The organism is Caloranaerobacter azorensis DSM 13643 (assembly GCF_900129995.1).
Lineage (GTDB): Bacteria > Bacillota > Clostridia > Tissierellales > Thermohalobacteraceae > Caloranaerobacter > Caloranaerobacter azorensis.
On record NZ_FQXO01000062.1, the window covers coordinates 1 to 13,315 of the forward strand.

Annotated in this window: 13 protein-coding genes and 1 other annotated feature; of the genes, 12 read left to right on the forward strand and 1 reads right to left on the reverse strand. The window is 30.1% G+C overall.

Annotated elements, in window-relative coordinates; translation table 11 throughout:
* Positions 1-440 precede the first annotated feature (440 nt).
* From BUB51_RS09435 to disA, 3 genes are all read left to right on the forward strand, one after another.
* Positions 441-788, forward strand: coding sequence for a DUF3784 domain-containing protein (locus BUB51_RS09435; RefSeq protein ID WP_073197333.1), 348 nt, complete (start codon positions 441-443; stop codon positions 786-788).
* Between the two features lie 147 nt (positions 789-935).
* On the forward strand, positions 936-2,297 hold the full coding sequence (gene radA / locus BUB51_RS09440; protein ID WP_073197335.1) for a DNA repair protein RadA: 1,362 nt from the start codon (positions 936-938) through the stop codon (positions 2,295-2,297).
* A gap of 6 nt (positions 2,298-2,303) precedes the next feature.
* A complete protein-coding gene (disA, locus tag BUB51_RS09445; protein ID WP_035163842.1) occupies positions 2,304-3,377 on the forward strand; it encodes a DNA integrity scanning diadenylate cyclase DisA in 1,074 nt (357 codons plus the stop codon).
* Between the two features lie 41 nt (positions 3,378-3,418).
* Here the strand turns inward: disA and BUB51_RS09450 are convergent, their stop codons facing one another.
* Positions 3,419-3,814, reverse strand: coding sequence for a nucleoside triphosphate pyrophosphohydrolase family protein (locus tag BUB51_RS09450; RefSeq protein WP_073197337.1), 396 nt, complete (start codon positions 3,812-3,814; stop codon positions 3,419-3,421).
* Between the two features lie 237 nt (positions 3,815-4,051).
* Between BUB51_RS09450 and BUB51_RS09455 the strand changes: the two genes are divergently transcribed.
* From BUB51_RS09455 to BUB51_RS09495, 9 genes are all read left to right on the forward strand, one after another.
* A complete protein-coding gene (locus BUB51_RS09455; protein ID WP_035163838.1) occupies positions 4,052-4,528 on the forward strand; it encodes a CarD family transcriptional regulator in 477 nt (158 codons plus the stop codon).
* A gap of 155 nt (positions 4,529-4,683) precedes the next feature.
* Positions 4,684-5,778, forward strand: coding sequence for a PIN/TRAM domain-containing protein (locus BUB51_RS09460; protein ID WP_073197339.1), 1,095 nt, complete (start codon positions 4,684-4,686; stop codon positions 5,776-5,778).
* Between the two features lie 423 nt (positions 5,779-6,201).
* Entirely contained in the window at positions 6,202-6,900 is a 699-nt protein-coding gene (gene ispD, locus BUB51_RS09465; protein WP_073197341.1) for a 2-C-methyl-D-erythritol 4-phosphate cytidylyltransferase, read from the forward strand.
* 15 nt (positions 6,901-6,915) lie between these two features.
* Entirely contained in the window at positions 6,916-7,389 is a 474-nt protein-coding gene (gene ispF, locus BUB51_RS09470) for a 2-C-methyl-D-erythritol 2,4-cyclodiphosphate synthase (protein ID WP_073197343.1), read from the forward strand.
* Positions 7,390-7,403: 14 nt separating this feature from the next.
* On the forward strand, positions 7,404-8,132 hold the full coding sequence (locus tag BUB51_RS09475; protein ID WP_073197345.1) for an ABC transporter ATP-binding protein: 729 nt from the start codon (positions 7,404-7,406) through the stop codon (positions 8,130-8,132).
* On the forward strand, positions 8,125-9,297 hold the full coding sequence (locus tag BUB51_RS09480) for an ABC transporter permease (protein WP_035163830.1): 1,173 nt from the start codon (positions 8,125-8,127) through the stop codon (positions 9,295-9,297). The genes BUB51_RS09475 and BUB51_RS09480 overlap by 8 nt, the downstream gene beginning before the upstream one ends.
* 46 nt (positions 9,298-9,343) lie before the next feature.
* Positions 9,344-9,554 (forward strand) — a binding site (T-box leader).
* A 60-nt stretch (positions 9,555-9,614) separates the two neighbouring features.
* Positions 9,615-11,339, forward strand: coding sequence for a proline--tRNA ligase (locus BUB51_RS09485; protein ID WP_073197346.1), 1,725 nt, complete (start codon positions 9,615-9,617; stop codon positions 11,337-11,339).
* 776 nt (positions 11,340-12,115) lie between these two features.
* Entirely contained in the window at positions 12,116-12,994 is an 879-nt protein-coding gene (locus tag BUB51_RS09490; RefSeq protein ID WP_242945580.1) for a DUF1002 domain-containing protein, read from the forward strand.
* A gap of 51 nt (positions 12,995-13,045) precedes the next feature.
* On the forward strand, positions 13,046-13,315 hold a 270-nt coding region (locus tag BUB51_RS09495; RefSeq protein ID WP_278294251.1), incomplete at its 3' end, for a hypothetical protein.

The following is a 13,315-nucleotide window of genomic DNA, read 5'->3' on the forward strand; positions in this document are numbered from 1 at the left end:
GAGACTGTACTAATGTTTATAATAATAGCATTTAATCTTATGCAATTATATTTCTTTAGGTGTATTAGAGGATTTAGAAAGAAAAGAATGTTGCAGATAGATATTATTGAAGATATAAGAGATGAAAGATTTACTATAGAAGCTGATTGGATAAATCCAATATTTGAAAAAACATAATTAAAAATAAAACTGGAAATTGATTATTAAAATTTCTTGGGGTAGGGGGAGGTGTAACTATTTTTAAGACCTATCGGTCTACAGGCTTCCCAGTTATTCAAGTAAATGTTAAAAAATAAAATTTTAGTAAAAATAAATTTTTTACTGGAAATTTGATGCGAAATCTCTGTTAAATTATATTACCAATATTAACATTTTTGATGATTTATTATATACTAAATATAGTAAATTATAATAATAAAGGATAGTAGAGGAAGAGTTATATGGGTGGTTTGGAAAATGTATTATTAAGTTTTGTTGGCTTTTTAATAGGGCTTTTTACAATCATTATGGGATGGGTTATAAAAAAATATCAATATGTTCAAGTATTAGCAGGATATGATGCTAATAAATATAGTTATTTAGATGAAAAGAAAGTTTCTGATTTTGTAGGTTATCATTTTTTTATAGCTGGATTGATTATGGTAATGGCGTCAATATTTACTATATTTTTAAATTCTAAGTTATTTATAATTTCGATTATAATTTATTCATTATTAATCTTGAAAATGGTAGTACACCTAAATATAAACATAAAGAATCACAGGTTTGATAAAAAAATTGAGAATTAAAAAAATTTTAATTTAAACTGACAGTTAATATGAATTCATATTAACTGTCAGTTTATTTATTTAATTTGTTGCTAATATTTGAATAATATACTATAATTGTTTAAAAAATAGTTAATAATTAAAATAAGGAGTTTAGGAGGTCTTTTAGTGGTTAAAATAAAAACTAAATTTATTTGTCAAGAATGTGGATATGAAACTCCTAAATGGCTTGGTAAATGTCCTTCATGTGGACAATGGAATACGTTTGTTGAAGAATTTTATGAAAAAAGTTCGCAATCTAGAATATTGGAGGTTAGTACATCTAAAGCTCAAAAATTGAAGGAAGTTGAATTAAAAAATGAAGTTAGAGTCTCCACATGTATAAAAGAATTTGATAGAGTATTAGGTGGGGGAATTGTAAAAGGTTCTCTTATATTAGTTGGAGGAGACCCTGGAATTGGTAAGTCGACTTTATTAATACAGGCAGCGAATAATATTTCGATTAAAGGGCATAAAGTACTTTATGTATCAGGCGAAGAATCGGCAAAACAAATTAAAATCAGAGCAAGCAGATTGGGAATAAGTGCAGAAGATTTATTTGTATTAGCAGAAACTAATATAGAAAAAATTCTAAGTGTAATAAAAGATATTCAACCACAGATACTTATTATAGATTCTATTCAAACAGTTTATACTCCTAGTATATCTTCTGCTCCGGGGAGCGTAAGTCAAGTTAGAGAAATATCATCTATGCTTATGAAAATTGCTAAAGAAAGAGAAATAGCTACTTTTATAGTAGGGCATGTTACTAAATCTGGCGCAATAGCTGGCCCTAGAGTATTAGAGCATATGGTTGATACGGTTTTGTATTTTGAAGGAGAGCGTCATCATACTTATAGAGTTTTGAGAGCAGTAAAAAATAGATTTGGTTCTACAAATGAGATAGGTATATTTGAAATGCGTGATTTAGGATTAGTAGAGGTAACAAACCCTTCTGAAATGCTTTTATCTGGCAGACCGGTTAACGCATCGGGGAACGTTGTGATTTCTAGCATTGAAGGAACGAGGCCAATGCTTATAGAGATGCAGGCATTAGTGAGTTATACCGCATTTGGTATGCCGAGAAGGATTGCAACTGGAGTAGATTATAATAGAGTCATACTGATGATAGCTATTTTAGAAAAGAAGATAGGTTTGCAGCTAAATAATATGGATGCATATGTTAATGTAACAGGAGGAATTCAAATAAAAGAACCGGCAGCCGATTTAGGGATAATCTGTGCATTGGCATCTAGTTTTAGAGATGTTGAGATTGATTCAAAAACTGTAGTTATGGGTGAGGTTGGACTAGCTGGTGAATTAAGAAGTATTTCATTTATAGATAAGCGAATTAATGAGGCTAGCAAATTAGGATTTAAAACGGCAATTATACCAGAATCAAACCTTAAGGGTTTAAATATTAAAACTGATATGAATATAATTGGAGCAAGTAACATACGAGATGTGTTGGATATATGTTTAGGAGGTTAATCTGATATGAGAGAAGAGGATATCAAAAATAATGAAATATTTGAATCATTGAAAATATTGGCCCCAGGAACGCCTTTAAGAGAAGGATTAGAGAATATAGTTAGAGCCAAAACAGGAGCGTTAATAGTAGTAGGAGATAGTGATGAAGTTTTAAGTATAGTAGATGGCGGTTTTAATATAAATAGCGATTTTACGCCTGCTAATCTATATGAATTAGCTAAAATGGACGGGGCAATTATTATCAGTCATGATGTAAAAAAAATACTCTATGCAAATGCACAGTTAATGCCAGATCCATTTATATCTTCAAAGGAGACGGGAATAAGGCATAGGACGGCAGAGAGAGTAGCTAAACAGACTAACGAATTAGTTATTTCTATTTCGCAAAGGAGGAACATCATTACATTATATAAGGGCAATCATAAATATGTATTAAAGGATGTAAGTGAGATACTATCTAAAGCTAATCAAGCTATTCAAACTCTAGAAAAATATAAGTCAGTGTTAGACCAGACTATGGCGAATTTAAGTGCACTTGAGTTTGAAAACTTGGTAACAGTTTATGATGTAGCGATAGTACTTCAAAGAACTGAAATGGTAATGAGGATTGTTAAGGAAATTGATAAATATATATTGGAACTTGGCAATGAAGGCAGATTGATTAGTATGCAATTGGAAGAGTTAATGGGAGATGTTGAGGAAGATGGTATAAATATAATAAAAGATTATATAACAGAGGGGTTAGATTTTGAAGAAGTGAAAAAATCTATAAACAGTTTAACATCAGAAGATTTATTAGATTTAACCAATATTGCTAATATACTTGGGTTTGATGGCGGAATTAATTCATTAGATATAAATATATTTCCTAAAGGATATAGAATTTTGAGTAAAATTCCTCGGCTTCCATATAATGTGCTAGAAAATGTAATAGAGATGTTTGGCTCTTTTCAAGAAATACTTAGAGCTTCAATTTCAGATTTAGATAAAGTAGAGGGTATAGGAGAAGTAAGAGCTAGAGCTATTAAGGAGGGACTGCGAAGAGTACAAGAGCAGTCGCTATTAGACAGACATATTTAGAAAGGCTAGCAGCTACCTAAATAGCTGTTAGCCTTTGAAAATTATCTTAGAGTATATATACCTAAAGTGTTTAGTTTTTTATATTCTTTAATTATCAAATCATAAAAGTTTAAATCTAAAGAATTACATAAAGCTGCAATGTAAAACAAATGTTTACCTAGTTCTTCTTCAATTTTTTCCTTACAAGAGTCACACATTTTTCCTTCTAAATGATTATCTATAGTATTTTTTGCTTCTTTTAAACTTTCATGTTTAAATTCTTGTTTTTTAGCATTTATAGAGATACAACCACAAGAGGTTACGGATTTTATTAAAGCACGATTAATCCTTGCATTAGATTCTTCCAATTTTGTTATAATATCCAATATACTTTTATGTCTAATTAGAACTTCAGCGACTATATCTTGAAATTCATCACACAACAAGTCATTTGGCATGTAATCACCTCAATTACTGTATTATATTTAACTTAATTATACTTATAAAAATATTGGTTTGTCAATTAGTTTAGTTTGTACCATAAAGAAAATTCGGAAAATTAAATAAATTCTTTAAACGACAACTTGGTTGACAACTATTTCTTACATATGATAAAATATTAAATTTGACAATTAAAAAGATGTATTGTATACTATAATTAGAATGTAATGTATAATTTTAGGAGGTTATATATAATGTTTGGTATTGGTGATAAAATAGTTTATCCTATGCATGGGGCTGGTGTTATAGAGGCAATTGAGGAAAAAGAGATTTTAGGAAAAAAAAGAAAGTATTATGTTATGAAGATGCCGATGGGAGATATGAAAGTCATGGTTCCTGTAGATAATGTAGATGAAATTGGGATTAGGGAAGTAATAGACAGCGAGGAAGTTGAACAGGTTTTAGCTGTGTTAGCTGATGATAGAACTAAGATGCCTCAAAATTGGAATAGAAGATACAGATTAAATATGGACAAGATAAAGAGTGGTAACATTTATGAAATTGCTAGTGTGGTTAGAAATTTAATGATAAGAGAAAGGGAAAAAGGATTATCTACAGGAGAGAGAAAAATGCTGAATAATGCAAAACAGATATTAATAAGTGAAATAGTATTAGCTAAAAATATTTGCGAGGTAGAGGCTGAAGAACTAGTTGAAAAAGTTGTTAAATAGCGTCTTAAGGACGCTTATTTCTATGAATATCAATATTCAATGATTGAGTAATATGTAAAACATTAAAAATGTTTAAAAAATATGTTAAAATGTTTGTGATAGAGTTATAGAATATTCATAAATGGAGATAAATAAGAATAGGAGGTGATATGTTTATGGTTCAAAGGATTATAAGGGTAGTACTAACAATTTTTAGTATGTTTTTAGGATATGGAGTAGTTAGTCTATTGTATTCTACTGAAGTTCTCAACTTTATAGATGATGATTTTAAATTGTATGTTTATATTTTAACATCATTGATATTTGGAATTATATTTTATATTGCTTTTCCTAAATTTCTTTTTGCGGCAAGAAATATTGCAAGCAGTGTTGAAGGTGAACTTCAACAAGTTCCGGCTACAGATATAGTGTTGGGTTCTATCGGACTTATAGTTGGATTGATTATCGCTTATTTAAGCAGTCAGCCTTTTTTTAATTTGGGTATTCCATATTTAGGAGTAGTAATATCTATACTGTTATATTTATTATTTGGATATCTTGGAGTAATAGTTCCAACAAAGAAGAGAGAAGATTTTTTTAATGTATTAAGTGTTTTAAAAAGATCGAGTAGTAAAGATAAAGCATTTAAAGGAACTAAAGTTCAACCTAAAATACTAGATACTAGCGTAATAATAGATGGTAGGATAGCTGATATATGTAAGACTGGTTTTATCGAAGGTCCTTTAGTAATTCCGGAATTTGTTTTAGAAGAATTAAGACATATAGCCGATTCATCAGATGCGCTTAAAAGGAATAGAGGTAGAAGAGGTCTTGATATTCTAAATAAAATACAAAAAGAGATTGATATAGAAGTTATAATCTATGATAAAGATTTTGAGGATATTAATGAGGTTGATAGTAAATTATTAAAATTGGCTCAAATACTTAAAGGTAAAGTAGTTACTAATGATTTTAACTTAAATAAAGTTGCAGAATTTCAAGGGGTTGATGTGTTAAATATTAATGAGCTTGCAAATGCAGTAAAACCAGTTGTACTTCCTGGAGAGGAAATGATAGTTCAAGTAATAAAAGATGGAAAAGAATCGGGACAAGGAGTGGCATATTTAGATGATGGAACTATGATTGTTGTAGATGGCGGTAAAAAGCATATAGGTGAGACTATTGATGTTATGGTTACAAGTGTTTTACAAACTGCAGCTGGAAGAATGATATTTGCGAAACCAAAATCAATGGTAGATAAAGCTGTTTAATGGCCCGACTTCAGTCGGGCTTTGTTTGTTGATAAAGTTATATTTATAAAATATATTTATAAAAATTAAAAAATAACGCTCATAGACAAATCTTTAGAGAAAACTAGGATTCATAATTTTGAAAAATTCTAACGCACCTAATCAAGACATCCTGTCTTGTAGGATGCTGGTTTGACATCCTGTCAAACCTACGAATTTTTCTAAAATTATTTATCAAGTTTTCTTTGCTAAAGCTTTGTAATTATTCGCTTTTATTTTTTAAATTATTTATGGTGATATTTTGTTTATAGTTTAAACCCTGACTTCAGTCGGGTCTAATTTTTTTTGGGGCTATATTTGACAGTTAGTGGAAAATGAATTATAATTCAAGATAATGCTTTCTATGCTTTATGCAAGTGATTGAATTTTAAGTGAGGTGTGATAATGAGCTATTTAGGGAAATATATTTCCGTTATAGTACCAGCAGCAGGCATGGGCAAGAGAATGAACAGTAAAATTAATAAGCAATTTATAAAGATAAAAGATATTCCTGTATTAGCTCGTACTTTGATGGAATTTAATAAATGCGATTATATAGATGAAATTATAGTAGTTACTAGGTATGATGAAATTGATTTTTGTCAAAAAGAAATCATTGATAAATATAAATTAGATAAAGTTAAAAAGGTAATCCAAGGGGGAAAAGAAAGGCAAGATTCTGTATATAATGGGCTTAAAGAAGTAAATAAAAAGAGTGATATTGTTTTAATACATGACGGGGCGAGGCCATTTGTTAAGAGAAATATTATAGAAGAGAATATAAAGTTTGCACTTGAGTATGGTGCCTGTGTAACAGGAGTTCCTGTCAAAGATACTATCAAAAAAGTTGATTTAAATGGTGAAATTATAAGTACTCCGAATAGAAAAGAATTATGGGCAATTCAGACTCCTCAAACATTTAGATATGATTTGATACTTAAGGCATATGAAAAAGCTAAATTAGATAATTTTTTAGGTACAGATGACAGTATGTTAGTAGAGAGGATAGGATATAAAGTTAAAATCGTTATGGGTGATTATAGTAATATTAAAATAACAACACCAGAAGATTTAATAATTGCAGAGACTTTAGTTGATAAATAGAGGAGGGCAGAGATTATGAGGGTTGGAATAGGTTATGATGTACATAAATTAGTAGAAGGAAGAAAGCTGATTTTAGGCGGAGTCCATATAGAATATGACAAAGGGTTATTGGGGCATTCTGATGCCGATGTACTTATACATGCTATTATGGACAGTATGCTTGGAGCTTTAGCATTAGGAGATATAGGTAAGCATTTTCCGGATAATGACGTTAAATATAAAGGCATTTCGAGCATGAAATTATTACGTAAGGTTAATGAGTTAATACATGATAGAGGTTACAGGGTGAATAACATAGATAGCATTATTGTGGCACAAGAACCTAAAATAGCTCCATATATAGAGGAAATGAGAAGTAATATATCTAGTATACTTAATATACCAGTAGATGATATTAGTATAAAAGCAACAACTACTGAAAGGCTTGGGTTTGAGGGAAGAAAAGAAGGAATTTCGGCACATTCTATTTGTACTCTATGTAAAAAGTAATGGAGGGATATATATTGATAGAAGTTTTGAATTTAGGAAAGAAATTTAAAGAAGTTGAAGCCGTAAAAGGAATATCTTTCAATGTAAGTAAGGGGGAAGTTTTTGGTTTATTAGGTGAAAATGGAGCAGGTAAAACTACTACATTGAGATTATTAGCGACAATACTTAAGCCGACATTTGGAACGGCAGGATTAAATGGTTATGATATTATTAAAGATCCTGAAAGAGCAAGAGGACAGATAGGGATACTTTTTGGAGGTGAAACAGGACTTTATGATAGATTGACGGCGAGAGAGAATATAGAATATTTTGGACTACTTAATGGTATGGACAAGAGAGAAATTAGAAAGAGAATAGAGTTTCTAACGGAGAAATTAGGAATGGGAGAATATATTGACAGGAGAGTTGGCAAATTTTCAAAGGGGATGAAACAGAAGGTAGCCATTGCTAGGAGTATAGTGCATGATCCTGATATAATGCTTTTTGATGAACCTACATCGGGGTTAGATGTAACTGCTATTAATATTGTGCATGAGTTTATATTAGACTTAAAGCAGCAGGGTAAAACTATTATTTTTTCAAGCCATTCTATGAAAGAGGTTGAAAAACTTTGTGATACAGTAGGGATAATTCATAAGGGTAAGATGATAGAGATATCGTCATTGACTTTATTGATGCAGAAATATAACAATATGGATTTAGAAGATATTTTTATTAAGTTAGTGGGTGATAGCAATGCTTAAATACATTTGGATAGTGTTTAAAAAAGAGATGAAGGACACATTTAGAGATAGAAAAACTATATTCACTAGCATCATAATACCAATACTTATATTTCCTATTTTAAGTTTGGCATTGGGCAGTGGGGCTTCTGAAATCATAGAAGAAGGGGCTAAACCTATTGATATAGCTGTTATTTCAGAGAATGATAATGGCCTTTTGAAATATTTAAATGCGCACCAAGGGATAAATATTATAAATACAGATGAGCCCGAAAAATCTTTAGAAAAACTTGAGGTTAAGGCTATAGTAAAAATTGATAAATATTTTGATGAAAAAGTGAATAAAGGTGAATTTGGTACAGTTGAAATAATGTATGACGAATCTAGTCAAAAATCTTCAATGGCGTATCCTAAATTAAAATCTATAATAAATGATTATTCGAAAATTATTGTATCTAAGAGATTAAAAGAACTTGGAGCAGATAATAATATACTTAAGGTAGTCGATATAAAGGCTATCTCGGTAGCTAAAGAAGATGGATTTGGTATTATTATGTTTTCTATGATGCTTCCTATGTTTCTCACTATATGGTCAGCGGTTGGAGGCATACCTGCAGCTACTGATTTAGGTGCTGGAGAAAAAGAAAGACAAACACTTGAACCTCTTTTAACTACTAAAGTAAATAGAATTTCATTATTGATAGGTAAATATTTTACAGTTGTTGTTGCTGGAATTATAGCTACTTTAGCATCTCTGACTGGTTTTATTATAGCAACGAAGTTGAAAGCAGATTTATTTGGTACTATAAGCACTCTACCTATAAATACGATTTTAATTATAGGTTTGTTCTGTATAGGACTGACTTTAACTTTTAGTAGTTTAGAATTGGCAATTAGTTTCTATGCAAGAAACTTTAAAGAGGCTCAGACTTATTTAACACCGGTAACGATTATAATGCTTATACCGGCTTATTTGACTATGTATTTAGATGGAAAAGCAATACCTAATGCTTATTTTCATATTCCGGTAATAAATGTAATTTCAATTATTAAAGAGGCATTAGTTTCTATTTATAATCCAGTACATATAGGTGTAGTTTTAATTTGGGTAATAATTTATATATCTATAGCATTAATGGTAACGGTGAAAATGTTTAATAAAGAAACGGTAATTTTTAGAAACTGATTGACAAATATTAAGATTTTTAGTATTATAAATTTTAAAATTAATAATATCGGCGAAGAGGGGAAATAGTAGATAATCAAGGTCTACAGAGAGGAAATCCTTGGCTGAAAGATTTCTGACCCGCTGTTTATCGAACCCGTCCCTGAGCTTCTAGACTGAAATTAGTAGGTCTAGACGGTTAATACCGTTAGATATTTAAGAGAGGGCTATATTTTTAGCCAATTAGGGTGGTAACGCGGATAACCTTCGTCCCTAGAATTATAGGGGTGAAGGTTTTTTGATTTTTAGAAAAGAATAATAAGAAAGGAGTAGATTTTATGAGAATGTCAAGGATGTATATGCCAACACTTAGAGAAGTTCCTTCAGAAGCAGAAATTCCAAGTCATCAGCTTTTATTAAGAGCAGGTATGATAAGAAAGTTAGTTTCAGGGGTTTACTCTTTCTTACCTCTTGGATACAGAGTAATGAGGAAAATAGAACAAATAGTAAGAGAAGAGATGGATGCTGCAGGAGCACAGGAAGTGCTTATGTCAGCTATACAGCCAGCTGAAATATGGCAGGAAAGTAGACGCTGGTATGAATTTGGTCCAGAGATGTTTAGACTTAAAGACAGACATGGAAGAGAGTTCTGTTTAGGACCTACACATGAGGAGTATTTTACAGACCTTATAAGAGATGAGGTAAAGTCATATAAACAATTGCCTTTAAATATTTATCAGATACAGACTAAGTATAGAGATGAAAAAAGACCTAGATTTGGTCTTATGAGAAGTAGAGAATTTTTAATGAAAGACGCTTATAGTTTTGATAAAGATGAAGAAGGTATGAGAGAATCTTATAAAATAATGTGGAAGGCTTATGAAAAGATATTTACTAGATGTGGATTAAAATTTAAAGTAGTTGAAGGCGACTCAGGTGCAATGGGAGGAAGTGATTCCCATGAATTCATGGCTATGTCCGATGTTGGAGAAAGTCAAATGGCTTATTGTGAAAAATGTGATTATGCTGCTACTGATGAAAAAGCTAAATGTATATATAATTTAAATATAGATGAAGATGCCGAATTAGAAACTGAAAAAATTTATACACCAAATGTTAAAACTATCGAACAATTAGTAAAGTTTTTAAATGTTCCAGCAGATAAATTTGTAAAAACGTTGATTTATAAAATAAAAGATGAAATAGTAGCGGTGTTAGTACCGGGAAACAGAGAAGTTAACGAGGTTAAACTATGCAACCTATTTGGTGTAAGAGATCATGAATTAGAAATGGCAAATGAAGAAATAGTTAAAGAAGTTACGGGGGCTGAAGTAGGGTTTGCAGGACCTATTGGTATAAGTGAAAAAGTTAAGTTAATAGTAGATTCTAGGATAACTCAAATGAAAAACTTTATAGTAGGGGCTAATGAAACGGACTATCATATTAAAAATGTAAATTATGGTAGAGATTTTGAAGGTCAGGTAGTTGAAGATTTATTATTAGTAGAAGAAGGAGATTTATGTCCAAAGTGCGGAGAACCATTGAAGATAGCTAGAGGTATAGAGGTAGGTAATATATTCCAATTAGGAACTAAATACAGCGAAAGTTTAAATGCTACATTTTTAGATGAAAATGGAAAAGAAAAATACTTTTTTATGGGTTCATATGGAGTTGGTATTTCGAGAACTATGGCTGCGATAATAGAACAAAATTACGATGAAAAAGGTATAATATGGCCTCTATCGGTAGCGCCATATCATGTAATAATAACTATAGTTAGCACTAAAAAAGAAGAACAAGTAAATTTAGGAGAAAAACTATATAAAGAATTAATGGATAAAGGAATTGAAGTATTATTAGATGATAGAAATGAAAGGCCGGGAGTTAAGTTTAATGATGCTGATTTAATTGGTATACCTATAAGAATAACAGTTGGAAGAAAGGCAAGTGAAAACATAGTAGAATTTGTATTAAGAGCTACTGGTGAAAAAGTAGAGATTTCATCAGATGAAGTTTATGAAAGAATAAAGGCTGAGTTTGAAAAACAGGGATTGAAATTATAGATAAAATAATTTTAAGGCGGTTATAAACCGCCTTAAAATTATTGATAAACAATAGCCCTTATTCTATCTCTTTCAATTTCAATTATTTGATACATATTGAGTTTCAAATCTTTTTTGAATTTAGAATCATTTAATAAATTTTTAAGAAATGAAAACATCGCCATCACCTTCCATCTCAATTTATAGCCTCAATATATCTATGCACAAATCTTTATACAGTTGAACTTTATTAAGAAATTTTAAATAAATTAATGGGTAATGCGACTTTGTCGCATTTGAGCTTGTTGACAAAGTAAAATATTTTATGAAAATGACGCTCATGCGGACGAATTTAGAAAAAACTAAAGGCTCAAATTTTTAGAAAATCCTAACGCACCTAATCAAGACCTCCTGTCTTGTAGGATGCTGGTTTGACATCCTGTTAAACCTACGGATTTTCTAAAAAATTTTCACCTAGTTTTTTAACTAAATTCTTTCAAGCATTCGCTTTCATTTTCATAAATACAAAAAACATAAGTTTGTCAACAGCCTGTAATGCAGCTTTGTCGCATTTTTTGTATATGAGAATCTTTTTTGCAAAGAATAATCTTAAAGTTTTAAATTAAGTAAATCAGGAGGGTTTTATGGACAAAAAAGATAATAAAAATAAATTCGGCATTAGTAGGTTCAGTTTTTTATCGGTTAGCTGGTGGATATTACATATATTATTACTAATTTTTATATTTTTCCTTTTGACGAGAATTCTTTAGAAAATCCTGCATAGGAGGGGATTGTTTGTGAATATAAAAATGTTCATTGTAATAATTTTGATTCTTGTGTTTATAGGTTCTATTACGTATGCTCAAGATTTTGATGTTGTTGTCAGTATAGGTGAAGATTTAACGGAGAAACAGAAAAATGAGATTTTAGAGTTATTTAATGTCAAAGACAATGTTAAGATAATTAAAGTAACAAATAGTGAAGAAAGAAAATATTTAGGTAAATATATAGATAAAAAACTAATTGGGACTAAAGCCATTTCATCCGCTTATGTTAAGAAATTAAGTGATAATGAAGGTATTAGCGTTGAAACTTACAATATAACATGGGTTACCAAAGAAATGTATATGAATGCATTAGTTACAGCTGGTATCAAAGATGCAAAAGTTAAAGTAGCAGCACCTTATGAAGTATCTGGTACGGCAGCGTTAACTGGTATTATTAAGGCCTTTGAAAGTGCAACAGGTAATAAAATAGGTGAAAGAGAAAAAGATGTAGCTAATGAGGAAATAGCTAAAACAGGAGAACTCGGGCAGAGAATAGGCAAAAAACAAGCTAGTCAGCTCATTAAAGAGATTAAAGAAGAAGTTATTGCCAAAGATTTAAAGGAAGAAGATAAAATAAGGGAAATAGTTATAAAAATTTCAAATGAGTTGAATATAAAACTCGAAAAGGAAGAGATTGATGAAATAGTTAAACTTATGAAAGATATATCAGAATTAAATCTTAACTTGAAAGAAATAAAAAAGCAGCTTAAAGGGATATCTGACAAACTTAATGAACTCTCAAAAGAGAATCAAGAAATAAAATCAGTTTTAGAAAGGGTATTAGAATTTCTGAGGAAACTTTTTAGTGATATCTTAACAAAAATAAATAATATACTTAATATTACATAATACTTCAATTCGTAATTTAAGATATTGATAAAAAGTGCCGATAAATAATATATGATGCAGATAAGTAGAAAAGACAAAGAAAAAATAATAGAATCAATTAAAAATGGAAGAATTGATGCAGCTGATATAAGTTTTCCAAATTTAATAGACGATATAATAATGAAAATGAATAGAAAGGGGTTAATAAAGGATTTAACAAAAGTATTTAAAGATAAGCGAAAGAAAAATAAGCACATACCAATGGAAAATATATTAGCTTTATCAATTGCAGCAAAGATGAAGATAAAAACAAGTTTAACAGATATACCATATGCTATAACA